The organism is Bacillus sp. FSL R10-2780, from assembly GCF_038006125.1.
In the GTDB taxonomy this organism is placed as follows: Bacteria; Bacillota; Bacilli; order Bacillales; family Bacillaceae_G; genus Bacillus_A; species Bacillus_A cereus_U.
In genome coordinates, this window is sequence record NZ_JBBOUQ010000001.1 from 2,790,453 (window position 1) to 2,815,295 (window position 24,843).

The following is a 24,843-nucleotide window of genomic DNA, read 5'->3' on the forward strand; positions in this document are numbered from 1 at the left end:
CTCCCATAACAGTTACTACTTCCTTATTCTGAAAAAAATATATTTGTACAACCATATGCAGAGGTTGTCTATTTCAGAAGTAAAAACATAATTTTTCTCTATCGATTTTATTAAAATCTGAATATTCTCATTAATTTATGGTATATTTAATAGAAAAGGAGCATAGATGATGAAGGAAGTTACTTTATTACCACTCGATTTACGATATGCAAATGTGATTTTTGAGCTATCAAGCAATCCACATGTGAAAAATGCATTAGGGATAAAAGTAGATTCAGTGGAAGATACAAAGGCATTCATTCTTTTTGCAATTGGAGAGGAACGAAAAAAACACTCCTTATCAAGAGTGATTGTAAGTGAGGAAAATGAAGTAATTGGCCTCACGACACTTAAACATATTAATTACGAACAAAAGCACTCACATATTGGAAGTTGGCTCGGCTATCAATATTGGGGAAGAGGATATAACGAAGCTGCTAAAAAAGAGATCTTTAAAATCGCTTTTTTAGACTTGCAACTTACATACGTATTTGCCGGTGCTAAAACGACTAACATTCGCTCTTTAAAAGCACAAGAGAAACTACCTTACATTTCATTACATGTGGAAAAACAATTTCCAGACGTACATGCTGCTTTGGAGAAAGAAGTAAAATCACCTTGCGTACTGCATGTTGTATCATGCGAAAAATTTTCAAATTGGTTGAAAGTACAAAATGAGGGGGGAAAATATGAAGGGATTGAAAATTAGTTTAACAATTGTAGTAGAATTAGCTATTATTTATCTTTTTTCAAAAATGGTTGGCTGGTCATTTATGGAGAGCTTTTTCCTTGGCAGCCTAGCAATATTTGCAATTACGTGGTTAATTATTATGAGTACCTTTAGAAATAACAATATGGATCATGCAACGAATAAAACTTTTACCGGTGTTGAAACTGGTGAAATACGACCATTTCAAATTGTTTTGACTCCATATATTATGGGTACCCTTTCACTCGTCACAGTTAGTTTTGTTATCACCGCAATTTACTATCTTCCCTATTTCCTATAAAGTGAAACTATAATCAGTGGGGGAGTTGTTCATCCCCCACTGATTATTAGCCCGCAAATAACGGGATAAAAAAAAGCACTCGTGATAATCACGAGTGCTTTTCTACTATGCACGAGAAACGTATTTACCTTCACCAGTGTTGATGATAAGCATTTCGCCTTCGTTAATGAAGATTGGTACTTGTACAACAAGACCAGTTTCTAATTTAGCTGGTTTTGTTACGTTAGAAGCTGTGTCACCTTTAATACCAGGCTCTGTTTCTGACACTGTTAATTCAACTGTGTTCGGAAGTTCAACACCAAGTACTTCATCTTGGTATGTCATAATAGATACTCCCATGTTTTCTTTTAAGAATTTTAATTCGCGCTCGATTTGGTTTTCGCCAAGTTCGATTTGCTCATAAGTTTCGTTATCCATAAATACGTGAGACTCACCGCTCGCGTATAAGTATTGCATACGACGGTTTTCGATGTGTGCTTTTTCTACTTTTTCACCTGCACGGAATGTTTTCTCTTGAACAGATCCTGTGCGAAGGTTACGTAGTTTAGAGCGAACGAATGCAGCACCTTTACCTGGCTTTACGTGTTGGAAATCCATTACTTGCCAAAGGGCATTGTCCACTGAAATTGTTAAACCTGTACGAAAATCGTTTACTGAAATCATGTAAAAAAATCCTCCTGTGTATTACAAAATAATAAGTTCTTTTGGTGATTTCGTTATTACTTCATTACCTTCACTTGTTACAATGATATCATCTTCAATACGTACCCCGCCAACACCTGGAATATAAATACCTGGTTCTACTGTTACAGCCATACCTGGTTCAAGTACTGTATCAGAACGGAACGCTAAACCTGGTGCTTCATGGATTTCAAGACCGATTCCATGACCAGTAGAGTGTCCGAAGTATTCACCATATCCTTTTTCCGTTATGTAATCACGCGTTAATGCATCAGCCTCACGACCCGTTAAACCAGCTTTAATACCGTTCACACCACGTAGTTGTGCTTCTAAAACGATATTATAAATTTCTTTTAATTTATCAGATGGTTCACCGACTGCAATCGTACGAGTAATATCAGAGCAATATCCTTTGTAATAAGCGCCGAAGTCTAATGTGACGAAATCTCCTTTTTCTATCACTTTTTCAGATGCCACGCCGTGCGGTAATGCCGAACGAAGACCTGAAGCAACGATAATATCAAACGAAGAAGATGTTGCTCCTTGTTTTCTCATGAAAAATTCAAGTTCATTTGACACTTCAATTTCAGATACTCCCGGGCGAATGAATGATAGAATATGCTCAAAGGCAGCATCTGCAATCTGTGCAGCTTCCTTTAATATCTTAATCTCTGAATCAGTCTTTATCAAGCGTAACTTTTCTACAAGCCCAGAAGTTGGGATGAATTCAGCTTCGATCGCTTCATTATGCGTTACGTAAGAGCTATATGTAAGAGTATCTTGCTCAAAGCCTAGCTTTTGAATTCCAAGTTCTTTAACTTGTTTCGCAACTTCATCAAGAATTAATCCTGCATGCTGCACTATTTCGTATCCAGCCGCTTGCTTACTAGCTTGCTCTACATAACGGAAATCTGTAATAAATAGAGCACGCTCTTTTGAAATTAGTACAACACCAGCTGTTCCTGTGAAATTCGCCATATATCTACGGCTATGTTCATTCGTTAATACGATACCGTCAATACCAGCCTCATCAAACGCACTTCTTAATCTCTCGATCTTTTCCATTACTTTATGCCTCCCTCAATTTCTCCATTAATGCAAATAGCGCTAGCTTATAGCCATAAAAACCAAATCCAACAATTTGTCCCGCACAAACAGCCGCTGTCACAGATTCATGACGAAACGACTCACGCCCGTGAATGTTAGAAATATGTACTTCAATAACTGGAATCGACACGCTTGCGATAGCATCCCGAATCGCGTAGCTATAATGCGTAAATGCTCCAGGATTTAAAATGATCCCTTCATATATATCTTCAGCCTCATGAATGATGTCAATAAGAGCACCTTCATGATTCGATTGGAAACATTCTAATTCCACTCCCATTTTTTCTGCTTCTTGTTTCATATCTGCTTCAAGCGTCGCTAACGTTCCTTTTCCGTATACATTTACTTCCCTAACGCCAAGGCGATTTAGGTTCGGACCGTTTACGAGGAGTAACTTTTTCATTTTCTTAAAACCCCTTAATATTAAAGAATGTCTATACGACATTTTAACATAGGAATCACTTGTTTGAATAGTTTGTCTTCTCGGCCCCTTCTCCTCTATTCGTATTATTCGATTCGAATGCTACAGAATACGAAATAAAAACACCATATAATATAAAGATACATATTGTCGTTACAATTGTTTCTTTCGGTAAATGGAGTGCACTTTTAATAACAGGTGCCATTAGCCCCATCCCCAAAAATAATAATGCCCACCAAAACAAACCGTATAGTACGCCAGGTAATACTCCTTCAAACTTTTTAAAAAGAGCTTTATAGAGAAATGCCACTAAAATTGAAAGAAGTCCCATACAAACGATACCTAGTACATTTCCCCAAACCCCTTCTTTCCAATCTCCAAATGCAAACGGTAAAAGTAAATAGTTAGGGCCAGCTTCTGTAAATGAGAATATATGAAGGAAATACCATATCCCTCCCCAAAATAATCCACCAAATAAACCAATTTGTACAAAGTTTCTTATTGTTGATTGTTCTTGATTCACATTGACACCTCCGCTCAATAGTATGCCCGAAACTATTTTGAAGCATGTTTAAATCCTGCAAAATTTGTCTATAAAAAGAATAAGAAATGTCCGACTCTCGTAACATTTTCACTTGTCATCTACCTGTATTTGTCGATAAAATAAAGGAAACTCGGTGATTGTCTTATTTCAAGATGACAGAACCAAGTATGACAATTGCCTCTTTTTCTACATAAGAGAGAAACAAATACAGGTTGGTGTTAACATGGCAGAAGAGTCAAAACAAATATATGGCGGGCAGGCAGTCATAGAAGGAGTTATGTTTGGCGGTAGAGAATATACTGTTACAGCGGTTCGTCGTAAAGATAAATCGATTGAATTTTATCGTTTACCACGCGTTCGTAATAAAGCATTGTCTCTACTAAAGAAGATTCCATTTTTACGAGGTATTGCCGCTATTGTGGATGCAAGTGCGAATGGAGCGAAACATTTAAACTTTGCTTCAGAACGATTTGATGTCCACCCCGAAGATGATGAACAATTTGCAAATAAAAAAGAAGAACAATCAAAATTAACGATGGTATTAGGAGTTGCAGCAGTTGGCGTTTTATCGTTCATATTCGGTAAAGTAATTTTCACAGCAGTTCCTGCACTTTTAGCTGAATTAACGAGACCGATTTTCCCATCTCATACAGGGCAAATCATTGTCGAAAGTGTCATTAAGCTCATGCTATTATTGAGCTATATATACTTCATTTCTTTAACCCCACTTATTAAGCGGGTATTTCAGTACCACGGTGCGGAACATAAAGTAATCAATGCTTATGAGAATAATCTTCCACTGACTGTAGAAAATGTTCAAAAGCAAACTCGCCTCCATTATCGCTGTGGCAGTAGCTTTATTATATTTACGGTCATTATTGGAATGTTTGTCTATTTCCTCGTCCCTACAGATCCGCTTTGGGCAAGGGTAGTAAACCGAATTTTATTAATTCCAGTTGTTCTCGGTATTTCTTTTGAAGTATTACAATTTACCAATCGATTACGAGATGTCCCTGTTTTGCGAGTACTTGGATATCCAGGGTTATGGCTGCAACTATTAACAACGAAAGAACCAACAGATGATCAAGCGGAAGTTGCAATCGCATCGTTTGAAGAATTATTACGTTTAGAAAACAAACAATAATTATTTAAAAATGGTGTTCAACTCCTTTCCTCATCGTTAATATACTAATTTTAATATATGTTTTTAGGAGGTGTCCCTTATGAACGGTCGTTCGTTTACATTCGCTATATTTGTGCTTATTATCGGATTAGCAATATTCGGCCTTGTTTCATCTGTCATTACAAATCCAATGGAAGTATTGAAAAACATTGGTATCATGTTGGCTGTCGTCGGTATCTTTTACTTACTCTACAAAATGTTTACAAACTCTAGTGGTTCTGCAAATTCGCAAAGCTCATATAAGCGTGCAGCGAAACAATCGAACCGCAAACACGGGAAACAAAATGTAGCACCCCTAAGCAATTCTTTCTTGAAACGAAATGCTTCTGATGACAAGGGGAAAAAGGGTAATTCTCCATCGTTGAAAAGAAAAAGAAAACAATCTCATTTAACTGTCATTGAAGGTAAAAAAAACAAAAAGAAAGACCGTGCTTCCTTTTAGGAAATACGGTCTTTTTTTCCCCCGGTTGGTGCGGGGCTAATAATCAGTGGAAGATGCGAAAAACCCTACTGATTAAAGTTTCACTTTATATGTTGAAGCACTTCTTTCAAACTTTTCTCTTTCATACTTTCGATACGAAGGTGATGGTTTTCAAATTGCAAATTTCTTGTCACATCATTAGGCACGACGACACACTTTAATCCTGCTGCCACCGCTGCTTTCAATCCATTTAATGAATCTTCAAATACAACAGCTTCTGATGGTTCAATTCCTAATTCTTCTATCGTAACTTTATAAAGAGCTGGATCTGGTTTTACCTTCTCTACATTTTCTCGCGTTTTAATCACTTCAAAATAATCTCTAATTTGTAGCTCTTCTAAAAAACGAACGACCCACTCCCTAGATGAACTAGAGGCTAATGCGATTTTCAATCCAAGTTCTTTCGCTTCTTCTAAATATTCTTTTACCCCGTCACGCGCTTTTGGTATTTTCATTTTCTCTTTATGTAAAGTTGTTACTTTTCCCTTTAATGCATGCTCGTTAAATTTTTCTTTTAATTGCTCTTTTAAATATGCATAAAGCACTTCATCTGTCGTTCCAATACATTTTGCAAATTCCTCTAAAGGTAACTCGCCGCCGTATTCACGAACAGCATCTCTGAAAGAGTGAAACCATATTGTTTCTGTGTCCACAATTAATCCATCAAAATCAAAAATAATTGCTTTCATTATTCTCCCGTCCTTTTCGATTGAAATAAAAAAGGAAACGCCACACGTTCCCCTTAATTACTTTTCTCTTCATTTGCTTTTTGAACACCACGAAGTGTTTCTACTCGAACTTCATCTTGTTCAAAGTATTGTACTAAATCACCGATACGGTCAATTGATTCCCAACTTAAATGATGTTCAATTCCTTCTACATCATTATAAATTTTACTTTCATCCACACCGATAATGCGCATAAACTGTTCTAACAATTCATGACGATATACGAGACGTTCTCCGATTTTTTTACCTTTTGATGTTAATACAAGCCCTCTATATTTTTCATAAATTAGATATTCGTCTTTGTCTAATTTTTGTACCATTTTTGTTACAGAGGATGGATGTACACTAAGCGCTTCAGCAATATCAGATACACGGGCATAACCCTTTTCATCAATCAACAAATAAATTTGTTCAATATAATCTTCCATACTAGGGGTAGGCATCGGTTTCCTCCATCCAATTTCATTTTGCTTATTCCGTACGAAGCAATCAATAAAATGATACACCAGAAAGAATAACGTGACAAGGTGGAAACGAGCCTAAATATATAAAACAAAAAAGAATACAGGTTCCCCTTATGTAAAATATTGAATTTCTGCATCAGGAAAATACTCATATATATAACCTCTTATTGTTTCTTCCAATACTTCTGCATCATCCTTTTGATATACATATTTCCCAATCCCGTATCGTCCCCATTTATATTTACGCTTCTCTTCATCCATTTCAAGCTTTGTATTTGGATAACGCTCTTGAATGACCTTTTTTGCCGGTTTCGTAAAGCGATGCTGAATTAATTCGAACGTTAAATTTGGTATCACCATATCTTTCAACGCATTGTACAATCGCTCAAATAATTCTCGGTATCCTTCTTCCCACCCTTCATGCATATAAATTGGCGCAACAATAAAGCCAAGCGGATAATTAGCCCCCGCTACTTTACGAGCAGCCTCAATTCGCTCTTCAAATAGCGACGTTCCCGGTTCAAAATTTTTAATCACATAACGTGAATTAATGCTAAATCGAAAACGCGTTTTCCCATTATGCTTTGCATCTAATAAATGATCAACGTGCGAATATTTCGTAACGAAACGTAAACGTCCATGTTCACTTTCTCCGATAAACTCTATCGCCCGCTTTAATGCATGTGTTAAATGATCAATTCCAACGATGTCTGATGTACACGCCGCTTCAAATCTTGTTATTTCAGGGGCCCTTTCATCCATATATTGCTTTGCCTTCTCAAATATTTCATCTAGATTCACATACACGCGAACGTAAGGTTTACTCCCAAGTGTCGTTTGCAAATAACAATAATGACAATGCCCCATACATCCTGTTGCAAGCGGGATTGCATATTCAGCTGACGGTTTTGATGTATCGAACTTTAACGTCTTCCTCACCCCAACGACAAGTGTCGCTTTTGCATTACGATACTTTTGCAATTCATTTTCGCCTGGCAAATTTCTAATTTGATTGTGTGATGTCGTTTCACGAATTTCTAATCCCATCTTCGTAAACTTCTCATAAAGCTCTTTTCCAAGCGGATATTCGAGTGCCCTCGGTTCAAAGTAAACGAGTTTTGGCATAAATGGTTTCATATGCTTCCCTCCTCTCGTTAGTATGGGAAGCAAAGAAAAATTAACACAGATTAAAGTTTTCCACTTCAGTAACTTGTAAAGCAAGTTACCAGATGTTATAATTTGGATAACAGCTACCTTGCAAGGCAAGTTACCTGGATAAAAGGTGGTGAAATCATGCACAGCCAAATGTTAAAAGGTGTACTAGAAGGTTGCATTCTATATATCATTTCACAAGAAGAAGTGTACGGGTATGAACTAAGTACAAAATTAAATAAATACGGCTTTACATTCGTAAGTGAAGGAAGCATCTATCCTTTATTGTTACGCATGCAAAAAGAGAAACTTATTGAAGGTACATTAAAGGCTTCCTCTCTTGGACCGAAGCGAAAATATTATCACGTAACTGATAAGGGATTAGAACAGCTTGAAGAATTTAAAAAAAGCTGGGGGATGGTTTCAACGACGGTAAACAACTTATTACAAGGGGAGTGATAGGGATGAAGGCGAAAGATATGATAGAACTAAACAACAGAAAACGCAAACTTCTAATACCTGAAAACGAATCTACTTATGGCGATATGCTAGTATACATCCGCTTAGCTAAAGTGCCAGAATACCAAGCAGAAGAACTGCTAATTGAAATTCTAGATCACCTTATTGAAGCTCAACAAGAAGAAAAAAGTGCTTATGATATTTTTGGTGACGACTTACAGGCGTACTGTGACGAGCTAATCGCTGCCCTACCGAAGCAAAGTTTATGGGAACAATTATCGATTCCTTTGTTTATAACTAGTTACCTGTTAGCAATATACTTTGCTATTTCGTCCGTAATTGCATTTGTATTACCCTTATTTTCAAATGAAGCACGTTTTAAATTTGTACACATTGATTTCATTTATCTGCTTGCACTTATAATGTCCGTGCATCTGATTATACGTTTTTTCTTCGATTTTATTCACACCGATTTATTTAAAAACACAACAACTATTTGGAGGCAAATAGGAAGCTTTTTAATACGCCATAGCCTATGGATACTATTAATCAGTATTTCCTTTTTATTTATAAAAAAGCCCTATACTACTTTGCAAATTTCACCTTGGATTGGCGCTTTACTTGCCATCTCTTGCTATGCACTATATAAACTTGTCTTCAAAAAAGAATACTTAGAATTTAAAAAGGAGTAATGAGGTTATGACCGAAAAAGAAATGGTTAAGTTAAACAATGAAAAAAGAAAATTATTAACACCTGAAAACGAAGCTGCTTATGTTGATATGCTTATTTATTTACGCTTTACTAGCGTTCCGCAAAAGCAAATGGAAGAACTGCTATTAGAGATATTAGACCATCTTTTAGAAGCACAAGAAGATGATAAAAATGCACATGATATTTTCGGAGAAGATTTAAAAGCTTACTGTGATGAATTAATTAACTCTTCAGAACATCAAAATTCTTTCCAACAAGCCGCCGTTATTGGGTTTGCAGTTAGTTTATTGTTAGCTATTCAAATTGGATACGATACATTTACTACTCTTATGCAAAAACTATTTACAGATACAAATCACTTAGGAATTCCATTTAGTATTCCCGGAACAATATTATCTGCTATCGTTTTAACAATTGGTTCTTTCATAACTTTTTCGTTATTCAGACGTTTTTCTTTTACAATACTAGTATCTTGGCAACAAAAAGTACTCCTCATACTATCAGTGTTCATACCTTTTGTCTTATCAGTCTTTTCAAACGTATTTTTTAAAACACAGCCGTACTTATTTTATAATTTATCAATTTGGCAAGGTGCCCTTATTACACTTTCTTTTTACATTCTATATAAATTTTTATATAAAACATCTAAATTTTAACAGCCTTTCAAACGGCTGTTTTTCTTCTGTATAATTTTACAAATTGAAAAATTTCATAAAGAAAATAAGAAAAATGCAAAATAATTAAAGTTAATTGTTGACGTGATGCTTTTATTATCGGTATCATAAATCTTCGTGAGCAATTATTTTTCGTTATACGATTTTTTTATTATTACTGAGTTTTTGAGAGGAGAAATTTGATGTCAGTTAAGAAGAAAACGCAAGTACGCACCGGCAAAATGGTACGTGAACTAATGTTAGCAGACGAAGATGTAAATGCTTCGCTAATTATGGTATATAGTGAAAACGGTGTAAACGCAGAAATTAAAATCGAGGGCTTAACGCCGAAATGTAACGAAGAATTATTTTTGAGCGGAAACGTGGATTGGAACAAGAGTGTTATTTATAAAATTGTTGATTTCACTGGGAACGCGGAAGTTGGTAAAGTTACATTAACAGCGATGAATAAGAACAATGTTTCTCTAGAAATTGAACGCGTTATGTGGAGCAAAGAAAATAAAGAAGCTGCTGAGCAAGAAGAAACAGTTGTAGAAGCTACTCCGAACAAAGAAGTAGTTGTAGAGGCTCCTAAAGCAGTTACACCCGCTCCTAAACCTGTTATGCGCGAAACACCTGCTGTAGCACCTAAGCCTACACCGGTACCAACACCGAAGTCAGTAAGTGTTGAAGCAGCTGTAGAACTATCTACTCCAGCACCTGTGAAAAAAGCAGTACCTACTCCAGTTACAAAGCAAGAGACAGCACCGGTTACTCCTGTAAAACCGAAGCAACCTGCTTTGACTGAAACAAATACAAAACTACAAGAAAATTATGTTAAACTTGTGAAAAAGACAATTGAAGTTTGTCAAGATTACGAGCTTGGCATCGACATAGATGATTCTATTGAAGGATTAAAAAAAGAGCTACAAAGCCAAGGTATTAGCGTTACATTCGACAAAGAAATTATGGACGTTGTAAATCGCCTTCGTTCTTTACAAGATAAAGGAATCAAAGTAGAAAAAGTACTTAATTTACTATAAAAAACAAGGAGATGGCGGTCGCCATCTCCTTATTTTTTATAATTCCATTCATTACTTTCATACTTCTCTTTTGCTAAAGTTTGAACTTCATGAAGCTGTTCTTCTGTTAGTTCATACGGCACAAGCTCTATATCTAAACCTTTTTCAAATCCAGTTTCAAACGCTTGAATTAACTGTTCAATCGTAAATGTACGGTCTGTTAATTCATTAATCGCTACTGCTTTAGAAGAAAACATGTTTTTCATACGCTCTTTTACACGTTCATTCGGGAATAAAAATAGATCGTATAACTCATCTAAATCTATTTCTAACGGAATCGAACCGTGCTGTAAGATAACACCTTTTTGACGTGTTTGAGCACTACCTGCGATTTTTCTTCCTTCAACTACAATTTCATACCAAGATGGTGCATCAAAACATACTCCTGAACGCGGATTTTTTAAATTCTCACGATCCGCTTCTGTTTTCGGAACTGCATAATACGCTTCTAATCCTAATGCCTTAAAACCGTCTAATAAGCCTTGCGAAATAACGCGGTATGCTTCTGTAACTGTTTTTGGCATATCCGGATGATCTTCAGACACAATAACACTGTACGTTAATTCTTTGTCATGTAGTACACCCCTGCCGCCTGTTTGACGACGAACGAATCCATATTTCTTTTCGTTAACTACATCCATATTTATATCTTTTTCAACACGCTGGAAATACCCGACTGTTAATGTTGGTACTTCCCATTCATAAAAACGAATTGTTGGTGGCATTTTCTTTTCACTTTGCCAATTTAATAAACATTCATCTAACGCCATATTAAATGCTGGTGAACATTGACCAGAGTTAATATAACACCATTTTTCTTTTCCCATCCTGCACCTCATATAACCAATTATTTTTCACATTCTCTAGTCTACCAAATTCGACAAAATTTGTGAAAGAATACGAAATTTCTTCTTATATACAAATGAATCTGTTGCATAAATACATATGGGCATTATAATATTGAAAGTAGGATAAGAAAAAAGGGAGCGATAGAATCGTGTCAACAAACTTGATTATTATACTAGCCGCAATTGCAGCATTCATCGGCTACACTGTATGGATGTATTTCTATCAGAAAAAATTAATTAAAACACTTTCAGAAGAAGAATTTCGCGCTGGCTACCGTAAAGCACAGCTTATCGATATTCGCGAAGCAGATGAATTTAACGCGGGTCATATTTTAGGTGCGCGTAACATTCCATTATCACAAATTCGCCTTCGCCACAAAGAACTTCGCCAAGATCAACCGGTTTATTTATATTGCCAAAGTGGCTTCCGTACAGGTCGTGCAGCTCAATACTTAAAAAAACAGGGCTACACAGATTTCTACCAATTAAAAGGTGGATTTAAATCTTGGTCAGGCAAAATTAAAAAGAAATAACATACAAAAAACTAGCTGCACGATACAGCTAGTTTTTTTATTCCATATTGTTCGCAATGTACAGTAGATTTTGTTTAATCACATCTTCATCTTTCTCATCTACATTACGATATAATAGCTGGTATTCAATCCCCTTCTCTTTCCATATAAGCGTAGCAAATTCGTCCCCTCGCTCGTAATCATCCTTATTTTTAAAATAAGCAGGTGCTCCATTATTCAATTTCATTTGTTCTTGAAATCGATTCTCTTCTACGAGGTATGGAAAACTGTAAGAAAAGTTGGCCACTGTTAATTCTATATAATCGTGCCTTCCTTTCTCTTGTTGCTTATATTTAATCGTTAAGACAGTATTCTTCTTTCCCATCGTTCTTACCTCTCCCTTCACATCACTCGTAATGTCATAAGGTAAAAACGTTGGAACTTTAAACTTCGCCGGAAAATATTTTGGAAGTTCCTTTAGCGGAATCGGATCAGTAACACGGTCCTTAGCCCCTCCTGTTGTTCCTACAAATGTTTTTTCTTCTTGCATCGTTTGCTGAAATGAACATGAGCTAAGTATTACACTAGAAAACACGAAACAAATGATGCCTTTTTTCAATTTGTTTCCGCCCTTTCATACCGCTCTCTTAACGAGCGAAGCGTTTATACTCTCTTCTATTCGCTTCGTTATCAAACGCTTCCTCCGAAAACTTTCCACGTTATTCTCACACATTTTGACAAAAATTCTTTGCAGACATACAAAAAAGACCCCGCTATTCTTACGCCCAAATAAAAAGGTTACGCGAATAACAGAAGTCATGCTTATAACATAGATTGTGAAAAGCTTTTCAGGTCAAGATTTTTTCATTCTTATTATTTTCCCCTTATAATTAAGTAAAGAGGTGATACATATGGCCAATATAAAACAAATTGCAAAAACTGCTGGTGTATCCATATCAACGGTTTCCCGTGTCCTTAATAATCATCCTTACGTAAAAGAAGAAAAGCGTAAGCGTGTTTTAGATGCAGTTGAAGAATTGAACTATGCAAAAAATATAAATGCTATCCATTTAATAAAAGGTAAAACATATACGATTGGCGTTATGCTACCTTTCATTAATGTTCCGTACTTTAGCACGATCATTGAAGGAATCGGAAACGAAGCGTTAGCAGCTGGATATCATATTAATTTATGCCAAACGAATTACGATAGTATTGAAGAAATTCGCGTTCTTGAAATGATGAAAATGAAGCAATTTGACGGGATGATTATTTGCTCTCGCACGAGTTCATGGGAACAAATTGAACCGTTCGCAAAATTTGCCCCTATTATTTCATGTGAAAAAATGAACCATCCTCTCATTTCATCTGTCTATGTAGATCATTATGAGGGCTTCCGTCTCGGTACTTCCTATTTACTCAGTAAGGGTCATGAAAAAATCGGCATTTGTTTAGCAAGAAAAACAAGTGTTAATTCAATCGAGCGTGAAAAAGCTTTCGCCGATACCCTTCGTCACGAAGGAAAAACCGTTCACCCTGATTGGATTTTTCATCAATGTTATACGATGCAGGACGGGGCAAAAATACTTCACCGTATTTTAAACATGAAAAATCGCCCAACCGCTATTTTCACAGCGAACGATCAAGTTGCTGCTGGTTTATTAACAGAGGCAAAAAAACATGGCATTCGCATACCTGAAGACCTCGCTATCCTGGGATTTGATAACCATGAAATTTCAAAAGCATTAGAAATTTCAACTATTGAACATCCCGGGCTCACAATGGGATCACATGCCTTTTCTTTATTCCATAAACAAATTCAAAGCGAGCAAATTATCGGCAGCACAGAAGAACTTTCGTTCCATTTAATTGAGCGAGAAACAGTCTAAAAAAGGAGCGTTAACTATAGCGCTCTTTTTTTAGTTCTCCGCCTATTGACTTTATATTTTTCATCTCATATAATTAACCTAACGAACGGTAGGTAGGGGATGAAAATGACAGCAAACCGCATTAAATCTGTAGCACTTTCTCATTTCGCGCGCTACGGCTACGAAGGAACTTCATTAGCAAATATTGCTCAAGAAGTTGGGATTAAAAAACCATCGATTTACGCACACTTTAAAGGAAAAGAAGAGCTATATTTTACATGCTTGGAATCCGCTCTTCAAAAAGATTTGCAAAGCTTCACAGACGATATCGAAAATTTTTCAAAATCGTCTACTGAAGAATTGCTCTTAAATTTGTTAAAAGGCTATGCAAAACGATTTGGTGAAAGTGAAGAATCAATGTTTTGGTTACGAACTTCTTATTTTCCGCCGGATGCATTTCGCGAACAAATTATTGATAAAGCGAATGTACACATTGAAAATGTCGGAAAACTTTTATTCCCTGTGTTTAAAAGAGCAAGCGAACAAGATGAACTGCATAACATTGAAGTAAAAGACGCTTTGGAGGCTTTTTTATGCTTACTTGACGGCCTTATGGTTGAACTACTATACGCAGGTTTAAATCGTTTTGAGACCCGTTTAGAAGCTTCTTGGAAAGTATTTTGGCGCGGACTTTCAAACTGACGGATTGCTCCTTTGCAATGCGTCGTTTTTAAGCCCTTTACCTAACGACTGGTAGGAAGGAGAAATGACATATGGCATGGATTTATGTAATCATAGCTGGTATTATTGAGATCTTTTGGGTTATTGGACTTAAAAAAGCGGAGGCACCACTTGAGTGGGCTGGTGTTGCTCTATTAATTACAATTAGTTTCATCTTATTATTTAGAGCTTATAAAGATTTACCTGTCGGCACTGTATACGCAGTCTTTACAGGAATTGGAGCTGGTGGAATCGTTCTGACAGAGATTTTCATCTTCGGAGAACCTTTCTCTATCGTAAAAGTTTTATTAATCGGTTTAATCTTCTTCGGAGTAATTGGTTTAAAACGAGTAACAGAAGAAAAAGAAGCGAAGGAGGCCGCATAAAATGGCTTGGGTATTTTTAATTCTAGCTGGTATTTGTGAAATTGTTGGTGTACTCTTTATGAAAGTAGCCACTGAAAAGAAGGGCTGGGCACCAAAAGTTATTTTAATCGCTAACTTCGGCGTAAGCTTCTTCTTCTTATCCCTTGCAATGAATACATTACCGATGGGAACTGCTTATGCAATTTGGACTGGAATCGGAACTGCCGGAAGTGCACTTCTCGGTATTCTTATTTTCCGTGAATCAGCGGATTGGCGCCGCCTTGCCTTCTTAAGCTGCATTCTATGCGGCGCTGTTGGCTTAAAATTATTAGGCTAACGTGAGGTGAATGTCATGTGGAAAGAAAAAGGAAAACAAATGTTAGCATGGATTACACTCGGGATCGTCATTCTATTACAAATAAGTTTTCATATAATAGACTGGTTGTTTCATAGAGTAATATCCATTCTTACATTCCTTCCTAACATGGCACTTGAAATTGCATCTATCGTTTGGTCAATTATTGCCTCCATTGCAATCATCATTATATGGAGTATTACCAAACTATGGAATAAGTTGTTTAAAAAGGACAGTTCTTCTGAAAAAGAGTAACTGTCCTTTTTTCTGTCTATTTAGATTTTCTATAGAAATTTGATACGATAAGACAAAGCAGACCAACTATGACAACACTCATACCAATCCCTTTATGCAAACTAGGAAATAGCGGTGGTATATCCGAATAAAAATTTGCTAATATGAGACCAATTGAGCATAAAAGTACCCCTATTCTATACAACCATTTTCTTTTTTTCATCATTCTCCCTCCTAAAATTTTCATACCCTCCTTTCTTTTGGACATACTACCTAAAAAAGGAGTGGATCCTATGCAAAATTCTATACATAAGCAGATCCTATTTTTATTTTTTCTCTTTCTCATTCTCATCATCGTTTTCAGCTTTATATTACATACTCCGAAAGATTTGCCGAATAGCGTTTCTGTTTATAAACTGCTGCTTTCATATTGTCATTATTGAAGAAGGTGCCTTTCATGAGGCACCTTTTAAAATTCTCTTTTTTCATATACTTTTACTGAAACGAAGACAGATGCTATGAACATGCATATTGAACCCCCGAATAATAAGCTATTATATAATTGAATTTGTTCCAGGTTGATTTGAAAGAACGTCTCTAAAATAACAATCGGTGCTATAAATATGAATATCGTAATAAAAACAGTTTTTTTATACCCTAGCCAAAATGATATCGGTAAAACAAAGCTTAAATATACTAAAATAAAGCTAATACTAGCAACCACTGTCGTTTCAATAAATTCAAATACATTAGCTCCATTCTTCATTCCCATCGTGAAACAACCAATCGTTACGCTTATGAAAAGAATAATAATTGCTACTATATACTTTGCAAATACAATTTCTTTTTTCAATATTGGTAAACTATTTAATATAACTTCACTCTCATTTTTACTATCCTCATTAAATGTTTTAACGGTTGCCATAACTGTAAAAATGACTGACATAATTATGAATAAATTTTTCGTATCGGTTAAAGCCATATAAAAGAAAATAGGATACAGTATGTACCAAATTAAAAATTTCCATTGGACGATGAAATCTTTTAAAATTAGTTGTTTCAAAGCTATTCTCCCCCCTCACAAATCACGCTCATTATACAAATTAATTGAGAGTAACATAGACATGATATATAAAAGAAGCAGCCCTGCTATAAAACAAATATTTATGAATATACTAGTGTTCCAAGCATTTTCTACACCTAACCATACGTTACTTACAATCAGTCCACTTAAATACCCAAATGCAATTCCGATAAAAGGAGCAATTTGTTTGGCACTGCTATACCCTACTGAAAATTCAATCGGAAGTACGATTATGCTATAAACAAAGCCACCTGTTATTCCTCCAAGAATCGCTCCCCATAGCATAAATCCAGTTATATGTTCATTTTGTAACTGAATTAAACCAACCACAAGTGAGAAAATCCCACCTAAAACAACTAAAATGCTTACAAATATGTATTTTGCTATGACAATTTCTTTTCGTTGAAATGGAAGACTATTTACTAGCATTTCACTTTTATTTTTATTCTCATAACTCATTGACAGCATCATTCCAAGAACAGGTATAAACATGCTAAATGTCGTCAGAAAACTATCACTACGAAAATCAACAATAGCAAGGAAAAACAAACATATAAGATAAGCAAACCCTAACTTTCTTTGCAACATCATATCTTTTAAGACTAGTTGCTTGATCATTTATTGCACCTCCTAATATGAAAATGCCCCTTCTATAACTCTGTCTCCTGAAACATTTTCATTGAGAGCAACATGGATATGACTATACTTACTAACAATCCGATACCAAGAACACTCATTGATAATATAGCATCTTCAGAGTGAAGTACTTTTAGCATGATTGTTTTATCACCAAAAACATTGCACATAAGGCCAATCATACCCATTAAAGGAAAAATCATAATCACATTCAAGACAGTAGTAGCTTTATATCCTCCAATGTAATTAGTAGGTATCGTTACTACACAATAAATCAAAGTTGCTACTATTGCTGAAAATATTGCATATCCAGGAATAACTATATCTCTGTTCAATAAAATGTTTCCTAATATTACGACTATAAAAGTTGTACTCAGACCGGCTATAATAAATAATGTGGTTGCAATATATTTAGCTATAACTATCTCTTTTCTTGTTATAGGCAAACTCACTAATACTTTTTCTGTTTTACTTTTCTCTTCATAATAAAAAGAAATATATATAATCGTACTACATGTTATAAATAATCCTATTGCAATCCCCATTGGTTCTACGGAATTTCTAAAAATAGATAAAATAGGTATTAAAAAATAGAAAGGAAACATCTTCTTCTGTAAGAAAAACTCCTTCAAAATCAACTGTTGCATATGAATTCTCCTCTCTATAAATCACGTGCTCCGTAAATTTTAATTGTAAGAAACATAGAGGCGATATATATACTAGCTAGTGTAATTAATCCAACTATAAATATGCCAAGATGTAATGGATTCATAATCCACTCAATGAATGAAGGTGCTGTTTCATTCAGCCCATCACTAATAAATATCCAAAGTATTCCCCCCACTCCTATTGATGCTGCTGATACTATACTTCTTACTACCTTCGATTTTGTACCATAATAACTAGGGAAAAAGGTGACAACCAAAAATACGGCGTAAACAACCCCATTTACTACTCCATACCATGGAACTTCAATGTATAGATTAGGATGATATGCACCGATATCACCAATAACAGCGATACCTCTTATAAGAAAAGCAAACAACATAGTGGAGAACATACCACCTACAATAAATATTGCACTGGAAATATATCTAGCAATTATGATATCCTTTTTACTTAACGGTAAACTATTAATAATAATGTCACTTGTATTTCGTTCATCTATTACGACTAATATCGTAACTGAGGAAAGAGTTATAAATAAACAACTCATAGGAAACAGCATTCCATCACCATGTTCAAATAAAAAGAATATAAAAGGTATAGTAAGATACACTAACCATATCCCCCGAAAAAAGAACAAATCTTTATATACGAGCTGACGCATAAGCACCTCTCCCTTTCGCAGTGTAAACGATGATGTCATCTAATGTAGGCTTTTCTAGTACAATCTCATTTCCAAACCAGTCTACAATTGCTTGTTTATCCTCTGCTAAACCTTCAAAGCCAAATTTATTTTTTCGTAATCCAACAAATAGTTCTTTTCCTTCTCGATCTAATAAATCATTGCTTCCCTTTACGATTACGTAGTTCTCCATTAATTCATCTTTCTCACCAGTAAATATAATTTCTCCATCATTGATGAACGTAATGTAATCTGCGATGCGTTCTAAGTCTGTTGTAATGTGTGTGGAAAATAAGACAGATACTTCATCTTCCATTACAATTTCTTGCAGCATATCAAGTAATTCACTTCGAACAACTGGATCTAATCCTGCTGTTGGTTCATCCATAATAATGAATTCCGCATGGTGTGAAAGTGCGATTGCAATTGCAAATTTCATTTTCATCCCCTTGGATAACTCTTTAATCTTTTTATACTTTGGAACTTGTAATCTCTGCATATACGATTGATACTGCTTTTCGTCCCACTTTTTATATAACGGTGCAATAATCCGTTTCATTTGCTCACACGTTAAATCTTCGTAATAATGATTTTCATCATATACAAAACCAATATTTTGTTTTATTTCCTTTTCGGCTTTCTTATTGTCCTTACCAAAAATTTTTATATCACCGCTCTCTTTTCTGATTAAATTCATAATCATTTTGATCGTCGTACTTTTCCCAGCTCCATTCGGTCCGATAAATCCCATAATATATCCACGTGGCAATGTAAAACTTACATTTTTCACTGAGAAATCTTGATAAGTTTTACAAACGTTTTTTAGCTCTAACATCTCTTATTCCCCCTCGTATAAACACGCAATCATCTGTTGCAAATCTTCCAGTGAAAGCTGCAACACTTTACTTTCATTCACAATCTCTTCCGCTTTACTTTCCAATAGACGTAGCCGCTGTTCTTTTAATAGTTCATTATTTTTACGTGAAACATAAGTGCCCTTCCCAGCAACAGTTTCTATATATCCTTCTTTTTCAAGCTCCTCGTACGCACGCTTCGTTGTAATTACACTAATTTGTAATTCCTTCGCTAAGCTACGAATAGACGGTAATTGGTCTCCACCCTTCAAACCACCATTTAAAATAAGCTGGCTTAATTGTTTCCTTATTTGCACATAAATAGGGTCTTGGGACGAATTCGAAATAATAATATTCATGTTTTCCTCCAGTGTGTATATACTGTATATACCTTATATACACAGTATATACAAAACATCCTAATTTTGGCAAGAAAAAAAGACCAACATTTTCCTGTTGGTCTTTCGTATATGTATCACTTTTCAAAGCGATCTAACATTTCGTCTCTCATTCCGAAACTAACAACCGCAATTCCTACATACATAAAAAGAAGGAATGCTGGATGAACTGTATTGTACCAGCTGCTATCAACAATTAAATAAATCGTTAACGCCACAACAAGAACAAACGCTAAAATAAACATATAAAAGTGTCTTGTATTATCCATGATAAACTCCTCTCTTCTCTCTTCACCATTCAACAGTATATTGTATCGAATAATTCGATATGACTCAAGGTTAACTTTCTGTTATGTAATCAAGTTCTACCTTTACAATGTCCTCACACGCTATTGAAATGATTGTTCCTTGTTTATCAATCGCTGTCACTTCTCTATTATCCATTACACGGTGCGCTACTCTTTCTAACACTTTTCCTTGGTCTCTGTAACAAAATTCTTTTACATCTTTAATTGTTTCTCCATTTTCTAGATGGTATACCATTCTATAACATCTATATCCCACGCTTCCACCCCCGCCTTGCTCGTTTTTTCACATATACATAAAAATGAGTAATTTCTACCTCATCACATCTTCTTAATTTCAATAAAATTCTAACAAAAATAAATACTTTTATCAAACCGACTTTTTCAACAAAATCACCTATAAAACCGCATCTTTACAGCAATATGAAACAAAAAATATAAATTTTCAACATTTTTTCATTCTAGCCGCACCAATGTTGCAAAAAAAAAAGAACCCGCATGTAGCGAGTTCTTTTTTTTCCAATCACACTTGTACAGGTGCTAGCTTTTCATAACGTAAAACTGGTTTACGAGCAGCCAATGTTTCATCTAAACGTTTTATTACCGTTGTATGTGGTGCTTCTTGTACAACTTCTGGATTTTCTTCTACCTCTTTAGCAATTTGAATCATCTTATCAATGAAACCATCTAATGTTTCTTTTGATTCTGTTTCTGTTGGCTCAATCATAATACATTCTTCCACATTTAATGGGAAGTAAATTGTTGGTGGATGGTAACCGAAATCAAGCAGACGTTTTGCAATATCTAATGTACGTACACCAAGTTTCTTTTGACGACGACCTGACAATACAAATTCATGCTTGCAATGTCTATCGAACGGAAGATCATAGAATGGTGCTAATCTTCTCATCATATAGTTCGCATTTAATACAGCATACTCAGTTACTGCACGTAGTCCATCTGGACCCATAGAACGAATATATGTGTATGCACGAACGTTAATTCCGAAGTTACCATAGAATGGTTTCACACGCCCAATTGCTTCTGGACGATCATAGTTGAAGTGATAGCCATTTTCCGTTTTCTCTAAAATCGGTTTTGGTAAGTACGGAATTAAATCAGCTTTCACACCTACTGGACCAGAACCTGGGCCACCGCCGCCATGCGGACCTGTAAATGTTTTATGAAGGTTTAAATGCACAACGTCAAATCCCATATCTCCTGGGCGTGCTTGGCTTAATACAGCATTTAAGTTTGCACCATCATAGTATAATTTACCGCCTGCGTTATGGACGATTTCTGCCATTTCTAAAATATTTTCTTCGAATAGGCCTAATGTATTTGGATTTGTTAACATAAGTGCTGCTGTTTCTTCGTTTACAACACGTTTTAAATCATCTAAGTCAACAAGACCATGTTCATTTGATTTCACCGTAATTGTTTCAAAACCAGCTACTGTTGCAGACGCCGGGTTTGTTCCATGAGCAGAGTCAGGAACAATTACTTTCGTACGGTTAAAGTCACCATTTGCTTCATGGTATGCACGAATCAACATTAAACCTGTCCATTCTCCGTGTGCACCAGCTGCTGGTTGTAACGTAACAGTATCCATACCTGTAATTTCAATTAAATGTTCTTGTAAGTCGTACATTAATTCCATTGCACCTTGCACTGTTTTTTCATCTTGAAGTGGATGAATATTTGCAAAGCCTGCGAAGCGAGCTACGTTTTCATTAATTTTCGGATTATATTTCATCGTACAAGATCCAAGTGGGTAGAATCCAGAATCAACGCCGTGGTTACGGTTTGAAAGCGCTGTGTAATGGCGCATAATATCAAGTTCAGATACTTCTGGAAGCTCTGCATCTTCAACGCGAATATAATCGCTCTCAAATACATCTTCTAATTTTACTTCTTCTACATCTAATTTGGGTAAGCTATATCCTACGCGTCCTTCTTTAGTCACTTCAAAAATAAGTGCTTGGTCTTGGTTCTTCATTGGATAGCCCCCATTTCGTTTACAAGTGTGTCAATTTCCTCTTTTGTACGAAGCTCTGTTACTGCTACAAGCATATGATTTTCATGCTCTTTATAATCACGGCCTAGGTCGTAACCACCGATAATATTCTTTTGTATTAATACATCATTTATTTCTTTAACTGGACGTTTGCAATCTACAACAAATTCATTAAAGAATGGTCCAGCGAACGTTACAGTGAAGCCTTTCGCTTCGAATTGACGCTTTGCATATTGTGCTTTAGAAATATTTTGACGTGCCATTTCTTTCACACCTTGTTTTCCAAGTGCAGTCATTGCAACTGATGCTGCTAATGCATTTAACGCTTGGTTTGAACAAATGTTAGACGTCGCTTTATCACGGCGAATATGCTGTTCACGTGCTTGTAACGTTAATACAAATCCACGTTTACCATCTGAATCTACAGTTTGTCCGACAAGACGTCCTGGAATTTTACGCATAAATGCTTTCGTTGTTGCAAAGTAACCACAATGAGGTCCACCAAACTGCGTTGGGATACCAAATGGCTGTGCATCACCGATTACAATATCAGCACCAAATTTTCCTGGTGGTGTTAATGCGCCTAATGATAATGGATTTGAAGAAACGATAAATAATGATTTTTGTTGATGAACGATTTTTTCGATATCAGCTAACTTTTCAACTTGTCCGAAGAAGTTTGGATATTGAACGATTACGCAAGCAACTGTATCATCTACTTCACTTTGTAATACGTCTAAATCTGTTACACCGTTTTTATGATCAATTTCAACAACTTCAAGATTTTGACCTTTTGCATATGTTTCAAGTACCGCTCTTGATTCTGGATGAACTGCATTAGACACAAGAATTTTCTTTTTGCGAGTATGACCAGCTGCTAACATTGCCGCTTCAGCTAATGCTGTACCTCCGTCATACATAGAAGAGTTCGCTACATCCATTCCTGTTAATTCACAAATCATTGTTTGGAACTCAAAAATTGCTTGTAATTCCCCTTGTGAAATTTCTGGTTGGTATGGTGTGTAAGCTGTATAAAATTCTGAACGAGAAATTACATGATCAACAATTACTGGAGCGTAATGATCGTATACACCTGCTCCTAAGAAAGAAGCGTATTCTTTTAAGTTCGCATTTTTGCTAGCCATTTGAGATAGCTCTTTTAAAAGCTCTGGCTCTGATTTTGCTTCTTTAATTTTTAAATCCCCTTTAAAACGAACACTCTCTGGAATATCAGAGAATAAATCATCAATCGTCTGAACGCCGATTGTTTGTAACATTTCTTTTTTGTCTTCTTCTGTCATTGGAAGATAACGATGCAACATGAAATCTACCCCTCTCCCCGTTACTTTGAACGTTTATAAAATGGTGTTGGAACAACTACTGCTTTGACGCGTTTATTACGAATTTCAATTTCTACTTCTGTATCAACTGTTGCGTATTTCACATCAATTAGTGCTAAACCAATGCTTTTCTTTAACGTTGGAGATTGTGTACCACTCGTTACTTCCCCGATTTTTTCTTCTCCTATAAATACAGGGTAATGCGTACGAGGAATACCGCGTTCGATTACTTCGATGCCGACTAATTTACGAGATGCACCGTTTTCCTTTTGCTCTTTTAACGTTTCTTTCCCAAAGAAATCTGCTTCTTTATTTGGTTTTACCGCAAAGCCAATTCCCGCTTCAATCGGTGTAATATCTTTTGATAACTCTTGTCCGTATAACGGAAGTGTTGCTTCGAAGCGAAGTGTATCACGAGCACCTAAGCCACATGGTTTTAACCCATCTTCTTCTCCAACTTCAAGAAGTTTCACCCAAAGTTTTGCAGCATCTTCACTCTTACAGTAAATTTCGAATCCATCTTCACCTGTATAACCTGTACGAGATACAAGTGCAGGAATTCCATCTACAAGAATATCGTTTTTAAATTTAAAGAACTTAATTTCTTTCAAATCTTCTGACACAACTTTTTGTAAAATGTCTTGTGCTTTTGGTCCTTGAATTGCAAGTTGCGCAACTTCACTAGAAACATTGACTACCTTTGCATCGCCAATTACATGACTTGCTAACCATTCGTAATCTTTCTCGATATTTGATGCATTGATTACTAATAAATAGTCTTCTTCACCACGTTTGTAGATTAATAAATCATCTACTGTGCCGCCATTTTCATAGCACATAGCTGTATATTGTGCGCCTCCTACCTTTAAGGTAGATACGTCATTTGTAACAACACGTTGTAAAAATGCTAAACTATCTACACCCTTTACCTCTACTTCTCCCATATGAGATACATCGAACAAACCTGCTTCTGTACGTACAGCTTCATGCTCTTCTTTAATGCTTGAAAATTGAACTGGTAATTCCCAACCACCGAAGTCGATTGTTTTCCCACCATACTTCGCGTATACATCAAATAACGGTGTACGTTGTAATGTAATCATGCTCTTTCCCCCTTATGCTCTGACAAATCAATAAAAGTTGCTTCCCATATCTAAACATTTTCATTCTGAAAAGATAAGGTTATACGGAATCTCAGTATATTTTTTTATGAAAGCGTAAATAAAAAGTTACTTTCTTGGAT

At 35.7% G+C, this 24,843-nt stretch carries 35 protein-coding genes; 14 read left to right on the forward strand and 21 right to left on the reverse strand.

Translation table 11 applies throughout. From position 1 onward, the window contains the following. The first annotated feature begins 166 nt into the window (after nucleotides 1-166). Together NSQ47_RS14505 and NSQ47_RS14510 are read left to right on the forward strand one after the other, a co-directional pair. Nucleotides 167-748 carry a GNAT family N-acetyltransferase gene (locus NSQ47_RS14505; protein WP_215579639.1) on the forward strand — a complete coding sequence of 194 codons (582 nt, stop codon included), beginning with the start codon at nucleotides 167-169 and terminating at the stop codon, nucleotides 746-748. Further along, nucleotides 729-1,049, forward strand: coding sequence for a hypothetical protein (locus NSQ47_RS14510; RefSeq protein ID WP_088079353.1), 321 nt, complete (start codon nucleotides 729-731; stop codon nucleotides 1,047-1,049). The genes NSQ47_RS14505 and NSQ47_RS14510 overlap by 20 nt, the downstream gene beginning before the upstream one ends. A 105-nt stretch (nucleotides 1,050-1,154) precedes the next feature. Here NSQ47_RS14510 and efp read toward each other — a convergent pair whose 3' ends face one another. From efp to NSQ47_RS14530, 4 genes are read right to left on the reverse strand one after another with little or no spacing between them, the layout of a single operon-like run. Continuing rightward, entirely contained in the window at nucleotides 1,155-1,712 is a 558-nt protein-coding gene (efp, locus tag NSQ47_RS14515; RefSeq protein ID WP_002033989.1) for an elongation factor P, read from the reverse strand. A gap of 21 nt (nucleotides 1,713-1,733) precedes the next feature. Next, nucleotides 1,734-2,795, reverse strand: a complete 1,062-nt coding sequence (pepQ, locus tag NSQ47_RS14520; RefSeq protein ID WP_002160522.1) for a Xaa-Pro dipeptidase — start codon at nucleotides 2,793-2,795, stop codon at nucleotides 1,734-1,736. Between the two features lie 4 nt (nucleotides 2,796-2,799). Continuing rightward, nucleotides 2,800-3,240, reverse strand: a complete 441-nt coding sequence (aroQ, locus tag NSQ47_RS14525; RefSeq protein WP_002160521.1) for a type II 3-dehydroquinate dehydratase — start codon at nucleotides 3,238-3,240, stop codon at nucleotides 2,800-2,802. Between the two features lie 55 nt (nucleotides 3,241-3,295). Then, complete coding sequence (locus NSQ47_RS14530; RefSeq protein WP_016106130.1) at nucleotides 3,296-3,781, reverse strand: YqhR family membrane protein; 486 nt, start codon at nucleotides 3,779-3,781, stop codon at nucleotides 3,296-3,298. Between the two features lie 244 nt (nucleotides 3,782-4,025). Between NSQ47_RS14530 and NSQ47_RS14535 the strand changes: the two genes are divergently transcribed. Together NSQ47_RS14535 and NSQ47_RS14540 are read left to right on the forward strand one after the other, a co-directional pair. Beyond that, nucleotides 4,026-4,946: a DUF1385 domain-containing protein gene (locus NSQ47_RS14535; protein WP_002160519.1), complete on the forward strand. Its 921-nt coding sequence runs from the start codon at nucleotides 4,026-4,028 to the stop codon at nucleotides 4,944-4,946. Between the two features lie 79 nt (nucleotides 4,947-5,025). After that, nucleotides 5,026-5,427 carry an SA1362 family protein gene (locus tag NSQ47_RS14540; protein ID WP_002015046.1) on the forward strand — a complete coding sequence of 134 codons (402 nt, stop codon included), beginning with the start codon at nucleotides 5,026-5,028 and terminating at the stop codon, nucleotides 5,425-5,427. Between the two features lie 80 nt (nucleotides 5,428-5,507). Here NSQ47_RS14540 and NSQ47_RS14545 read toward each other — a convergent pair whose 3' ends face one another. From NSQ47_RS14545 to splB, 3 genes are all read right to left on the reverse strand, one after another. Further along, on the reverse strand, nucleotides 5,508-6,155 hold the full coding sequence (locus NSQ47_RS14545; RefSeq protein WP_341037210.1) for an HAD family hydrolase: 648 nt from the start codon (nucleotides 6,153-6,155) through the stop codon (nucleotides 5,508-5,510). A 53-nt stretch (nucleotides 6,156-6,208) separates the two neighbouring features. Then, the gene (gene mntR, locus NSQ47_RS14550; RefSeq protein WP_001143080.1) at nucleotides 6,209-6,637 is read right to left on the reverse strand and encodes a transcriptional regulator MntR; all 429 of its coding nucleotides are present in this window, start codon (nucleotides 6,635-6,637) and stop codon (nucleotides 6,209-6,211) included. Nucleotides 6,638-6,769: 132 nt separating this feature from the next. Then, complete coding sequence (gene splB, locus NSQ47_RS14555; RefSeq protein ID WP_215572033.1) at nucleotides 6,770-7,795, reverse strand: spore photoproduct lyase; 1,026 nt, start codon at nucleotides 7,793-7,795, stop codon at nucleotides 6,770-6,772. A 156-nt stretch (nucleotides 7,796-7,951) separates the two neighbouring features. Between splB and NSQ47_RS14560 the strand changes: the two genes are divergently transcribed. From NSQ47_RS14560 to NSQ47_RS14575, 4 genes are all read left to right on the forward strand, one after another. Continuing rightward, the gene (locus NSQ47_RS14560; RefSeq protein WP_002160515.1) at nucleotides 7,952-8,269 is read left to right on the forward strand and encodes a PadR family transcriptional regulator; all 318 of its coding nucleotides are present in this window, start codon (nucleotides 7,952-7,954) and stop codon (nucleotides 8,267-8,269) included. Between the two features lie 5 nt (nucleotides 8,270-8,274). After that, a complete protein-coding gene (locus NSQ47_RS14565; RefSeq protein WP_341037212.1) occupies nucleotides 8,275-8,961 on the forward strand; it encodes a DUF1129 family protein in 687 nt (228 codons plus the stop codon). 7 nt (nucleotides 8,962-8,968) lie between these two features. Further along, the gene (locus tag NSQ47_RS14570) at nucleotides 8,969-9,637 is read left to right on the forward strand and encodes a DUF1048 domain-containing protein (RefSeq protein ID WP_341037213.1); all 669 of its coding nucleotides are present in this window, start codon (nucleotides 8,969-8,971) and stop codon (nucleotides 9,635-9,637) included. A 200-nt stretch (nucleotides 9,638-9,837) separates the two neighbouring features. Further along, nucleotides 9,838-10,677, forward strand: a complete 840-nt coding sequence (locus NSQ47_RS14575) for a hypothetical protein (RefSeq protein ID WP_078180995.1) — start codon at nucleotides 9,838-9,840, stop codon at nucleotides 10,675-10,677. A 29-nt stretch (nucleotides 10,678-10,706) separates the two neighbouring features. Here NSQ47_RS14575 and NSQ47_RS14580 read toward each other — a convergent pair whose 3' ends face one another. Further along, nucleotides 10,707-11,543, reverse strand: coding sequence for a lipoate--protein ligase family protein (locus tag NSQ47_RS14580; protein ID WP_002145776.1), 837 nt, complete (start codon nucleotides 11,541-11,543; stop codon nucleotides 10,707-10,709). 170 nt (nucleotides 11,544-11,713) lie between these two features. Between NSQ47_RS14580 and NSQ47_RS14585 the strand changes: the two genes are divergently transcribed. Beyond that, nucleotides 11,714-12,097 carry a rhodanese-like domain-containing protein gene (locus tag NSQ47_RS14585; RefSeq protein ID WP_002034000.1) on the forward strand — a complete coding sequence of 128 codons (384 nt, stop codon included), beginning with the start codon at nucleotides 11,714-11,716 and terminating at the stop codon, nucleotides 12,095-12,097. 37 nt (nucleotides 12,098-12,134) lie between these two features. Here the strand turns inward: NSQ47_RS14585 and NSQ47_RS14590 are convergent, their stop codons facing one another. Beyond that, a complete protein-coding gene (locus NSQ47_RS14590) occupies nucleotides 12,135-12,671 on the reverse strand; it encodes a DNA polymerase III subunit delta (protein WP_341038239.1) in 537 nt (178 codons plus the stop codon). A gap of 316 nt (nucleotides 12,672-12,987) precedes the next feature. Here NSQ47_RS14590 and NSQ47_RS14595 point away from each other — a divergent pair, with 316 nt between their 5' ends. From NSQ47_RS14595 to NSQ47_RS14615, 5 genes are all read left to right on the forward strand, one after another. Continuing rightward, nucleotides 12,988-13,965 (forward strand): LacI family DNA-binding transcriptional regulator, encoded by a 978-nt coding sequence (locus NSQ47_RS14595; RefSeq protein ID WP_341037214.1) that lies wholly within the window; start codon nucleotides 12,988-12,990, stop codon nucleotides 13,963-13,965. A 99-nt stretch (nucleotides 13,966-14,064) separates the two neighbouring features. Continuing rightward, complete coding sequence (locus NSQ47_RS14600) at nucleotides 14,065-14,646, forward strand: TetR/AcrR family transcriptional regulator (RefSeq protein ID WP_341037215.1); 582 nt, start codon at nucleotides 14,065-14,067, stop codon at nucleotides 14,644-14,646. Between the two features lie 71 nt (nucleotides 14,647-14,717). Further along, nucleotides 14,718-15,050, forward strand: coding sequence for a DMT family transporter (locus NSQ47_RS14605; protein WP_002160508.1), 333 nt, complete (start codon nucleotides 14,718-14,720; stop codon nucleotides 15,048-15,050). Nucleotide 15,051: 1 nt separating this feature from the next. After that, nucleotides 15,052-15,366: a DMT family transporter gene (locus NSQ47_RS14610; protein ID WP_002015033.1), complete on the forward strand. Its 315-nt coding sequence runs from the start codon at nucleotides 15,052-15,054 to the stop codon at nucleotides 15,364-15,366. Nucleotides 15,367-15,381: 15 nt separating this feature from the next. Next, the gene (locus tag NSQ47_RS14615; RefSeq protein ID WP_016106140.1) at nucleotides 15,382-15,639 is read left to right on the forward strand and encodes a DUF3975 family protein; all 258 of its coding nucleotides are present in this window, start codon (nucleotides 15,382-15,384) and stop codon (nucleotides 15,637-15,639) included. 16 nt (nucleotides 15,640-15,655) lie between these two features. Here NSQ47_RS14615 and NSQ47_RS14620 read toward each other — a convergent pair whose 3' ends face one another. From NSQ47_RS14620 to gcvT, 12 genes are all read right to left on the reverse strand, one after another. Continuing rightward, nucleotides 15,656-15,841, reverse strand: coding sequence for a hypothetical protein (locus NSQ47_RS14620; RefSeq protein ID WP_002160506.1), 186 nt, complete (start codon nucleotides 15,839-15,841; stop codon nucleotides 15,656-15,658). Nucleotides 15,842-16,087: 246 nt separating this feature from the next. Then, the gene (locus tag NSQ47_RS14625; protein WP_078180999.1) at nucleotides 16,088-16,681 is read right to left on the reverse strand and encodes an ABC-2 transporter permease; all 594 of its coding nucleotides are present in this window, start codon (nucleotides 16,679-16,681) and stop codon (nucleotides 16,088-16,090) included. A 15-nt stretch (nucleotides 16,682-16,696) separates the two neighbouring features. Further along, nucleotides 16,697-17,320 carry an ABC-2 transporter permease gene (locus NSQ47_RS14630; RefSeq protein ID WP_131230514.1) on the reverse strand — a complete coding sequence of 208 codons (624 nt, stop codon included), beginning with the start codon at nucleotides 17,318-17,320 and terminating at the stop codon, nucleotides 16,697-16,699. A 32-nt stretch (nucleotides 17,321-17,352) separates the two neighbouring features. Then, nucleotides 17,353-17,985, reverse strand: a complete 633-nt coding sequence (locus tag NSQ47_RS14635; protein WP_131230512.1) for an ABC-2 transporter permease — start codon at nucleotides 17,983-17,985, stop codon at nucleotides 17,353-17,355. A 14-nt stretch (nucleotides 17,986-17,999) separates the two neighbouring features. After that, nucleotides 18,000-18,668, reverse strand: a complete 669-nt coding sequence (locus tag NSQ47_RS14640) for an ABC-2 transporter permease (RefSeq protein ID WP_131230510.1) — start codon at nucleotides 18,666-18,668, stop codon at nucleotides 18,000-18,002. Further along, nucleotides 18,649-19,521, reverse strand: coding sequence for an ABC transporter ATP-binding protein (locus NSQ47_RS14645; protein WP_341037221.1), 873 nt, complete (start codon nucleotides 19,519-19,521; stop codon nucleotides 18,649-18,651). The genes NSQ47_RS14640 and NSQ47_RS14645 overlap by 20 nt, the downstream gene beginning before the upstream one ends. Before the next feature lie 3 nt (nucleotides 19,522-19,524). Beyond that, on the reverse strand, nucleotides 19,525-19,899 hold the full coding sequence (locus NSQ47_RS14650) for a GntR family transcriptional regulator (RefSeq protein ID WP_078172820.1): 375 nt from the start codon (nucleotides 19,897-19,899) through the stop codon (nucleotides 19,525-19,527). Nucleotides 19,900-20,015: 116 nt separating this feature from the next. Next, nucleotides 20,016-20,207 (reverse strand): hypothetical protein, encoded by a 192-nt coding sequence (locus NSQ47_RS14655; RefSeq protein WP_002160499.1) that lies wholly within the window; start codon nucleotides 20,205-20,207, stop codon nucleotides 20,016-20,018. Nucleotides 20,208-20,277: 70 nt separating this feature from the next. Continuing rightward, nucleotides 20,278-20,481: a DUF3929 family protein gene (locus tag NSQ47_RS14660; RefSeq protein ID WP_000262495.1), complete on the reverse strand. Its 204-nt coding sequence runs from the start codon at nucleotides 20,479-20,481 to the stop codon at nucleotides 20,278-20,280. Between the two features lie 285 nt (nucleotides 20,482-20,766). Continuing rightward, nucleotides 20,767-22,242, reverse strand: coding sequence for an aminomethyl-transferring glycine dehydrogenase subunit 2 (gene gcvPB / locus NSQ47_RS14665; RefSeq protein ID WP_002122485.1), 1,476 nt, complete (start codon nucleotides 22,240-22,242; stop codon nucleotides 20,767-20,769). Beyond that, nucleotides 22,239-23,582, reverse strand: a complete 1,344-nt coding sequence (gene gcvPA / locus NSQ47_RS14670; RefSeq protein ID WP_341037223.1) for an aminomethyl-transferring glycine dehydrogenase subunit 1 — start codon at nucleotides 23,580-23,582, stop codon at nucleotides 22,239-22,241. The genes gcvPB and gcvPA overlap by 4 nt, the downstream gene beginning before the upstream one ends. Nucleotides 23,583-23,602: 20 nt before the next feature. Then, entirely contained in the window at nucleotides 23,603-24,703 is a 1,101-nt protein-coding gene (gcvT, locus tag NSQ47_RS14675; RefSeq protein WP_002111803.1) for a glycine cleavage system aminomethyltransferase GcvT, read from the reverse strand. Between the last annotated feature and the right edge of the window lie 140 nt (nucleotides 24,704-24,843).

Coding starts and splice junctions, on each gene's coding strand:
- splB (WP_215572033.1), bottom strand. CDS start 7,795: ATGAAACCATTTATGCCAAAACTCGTTTACTTTGAACCGAGGGCACTC.
- aroQ (WP_002160521.1), bottom strand. CDS start 3,240: ATGAAAAAGTTACTCCTCGTAAACGGTCCGAACCTAAATCGCCTTGGC.
- gcvPB (WP_002122485.1), bottom strand. CDS start 22,242: ATGAAGAACCAAGACCAAGCACTTATTTTTGAAGTGACTAAAGAAGGA.
- NSQ47_RS14595 (WP_341037214.1), top strand. CDS start 12,988: ATGGCCAATATAAAACAAATTGCAAAAACTGCTGGTGTATCCATATCA.
- NSQ47_RS14575 (WP_078180995.1), top strand. CDS start 9,838: ATGTCAGTTAAGAAGAAAACGCAAGTACGCACCGGCAAAATGGTACGT.
- NSQ47_RS14640 (WP_131230510.1), bottom strand. CDS start 18,668: ATGCGTCAGCTCGTATATAAAGATTTGTTCTTTTTTCGGGGGATATGG.
- NSQ47_RS14630 (WP_131230514.1), bottom strand. CDS start 17,320: ATGATCAAGCAACTAGTCTTAAAAGATATGATGTTGCAAAGAAAGTTA.
- NSQ47_RS14580 (WP_002145776.1), bottom strand. CDS start 11,543: ATGGGAAAAGAAAAATGGTGTTATATTAACTCTGGTCAATGTTCACCA.
- NSQ47_RS14600 (WP_341037215.1), top strand. CDS start 14,065: ATGAAAATGACAGCAAACCGCATTAAATCTGTAGCACTTTCTCATTTC.
- gcvPA (WP_341037223.1), bottom strand. CDS start 23,582: ATGTTGCATCGTTATCTTCCAATGACAGAAGAAGACAAAAAAGAAATG.
- pepQ (WP_002160522.1), bottom strand. CDS start 2,795: ATGGAAAAGATCGAGAGATTAAGAAGTGCGTTTGATGAGGCTGGTATT.
- NSQ47_RS14510 (WP_088079353.1), top strand. CDS start 729: ATGAAGGGATTGAAAATTAGTTTAACAATTGTAGTAGAATTAGCTATT.
- NSQ47_RS14620 (WP_002160506.1), bottom strand. CDS start 15,841: ATGAAAAAAAGAAAATGGTTGTATAGAATAGGGGTACTTTTATGCTCA.
- NSQ47_RS14650 (WP_078172820.1), bottom strand. CDS start 19,899: ATGAATATTATTATTTCGAATTCGTCCCAAGACCCTATTTATGTGCAA.
- efp (WP_002033989.1), bottom strand. CDS start 1,712: ATGATTTCAGTAAACGATTTTCGTACAGGTTTAACAATTTCAGTGGAC.
- NSQ47_RS14610 (WP_002015033.1), top strand. CDS start 15,052: ATGGCTTGGGTATTTTTAATTCTAGCTGGTATTTGTGAAATTGTTGGT.
- gcvT (WP_002111803.1), bottom strand. CDS start 24,703: ATGATTACATTACAACGTACACCGTTATTTGATGTATACGCGAAGTAT.
- NSQ47_RS14535 (WP_002160519.1), top strand. CDS start 4,026: ATGGCAGAAGAGTCAAAACAAATATATGGCGGGCAGGCAGTCATAGAA.
- NSQ47_RS14545 (WP_341037210.1), bottom strand. CDS start 6,155: ATGAAAGCAATTATTTTTGATTTTGATGGATTAATTGTGGACACAGAA.
- mntR (WP_001143080.1), bottom strand. CDS start 6,637: ATGCCTACCCCTAGTATGGAAGATTATATTGAACAAATTTATTTGTTG.
- NSQ47_RS14655 (WP_002160499.1), bottom strand. CDS start 20,207: ATGGATAATACAAGACACTTTTATATGTTTATTTTAGCGTTTGTTCTT.
- NSQ47_RS14505 (WP_215579639.1), top strand. CDS start 167: ATGATGAAGGAAGTTACTTTATTACCACTCGATTTACGATATGCAAAT.
- NSQ47_RS14540 (WP_002015046.1), top strand. CDS start 5,026: ATGAACGGTCGTTCGTTTACATTCGCTATATTTGTGCTTATTATCGGA.
- NSQ47_RS14560 (WP_002160515.1), top strand. CDS start 7,952: ATGCACAGCCAAATGTTAAAAGGTGTACTAGAAGGTTGCATTCTATAT.
- NSQ47_RS14615 (WP_016106140.1), top strand. CDS start 15,382: ATGTGGAAAGAAAAAGGAAAACAAATGTTAGCATGGATTACACTCGGG.
- NSQ47_RS14660 (WP_000262495.1), bottom strand. CDS start 20,481: ATGGTATACCATCTAGAAAATGGAGAAACAATTAAAGATGTAAAAGAA.
- NSQ47_RS14605 (WP_002160508.1), top strand. CDS start 14,718: ATGGCATGGATTTATGTAATCATAGCTGGTATTATTGAGATCTTTTGG.
- NSQ47_RS14645 (WP_341037221.1), bottom strand. CDS start 19,521: ATGTTAGAGCTAAAAAACGTTTGTAAAACTTATCAAGATTTCTCAGTG.
- NSQ47_RS14635 (WP_131230512.1), bottom strand. CDS start 17,985: ATGCAACAGTTGATTTTGAAGGAGTTTTTCTTACAGAAGAAGATGTTT.
- NSQ47_RS14565 (WP_341037212.1), top strand. CDS start 8,275: ATGAAGGCGAAAGATATGATAGAACTAAACAACAGAAAACGCAAACTT.
- NSQ47_RS14570 (WP_341037213.1), top strand. CDS start 8,969: ATGACCGAAAAAGAAATGGTTAAGTTAAACAATGAAAAAAGAAAATTA.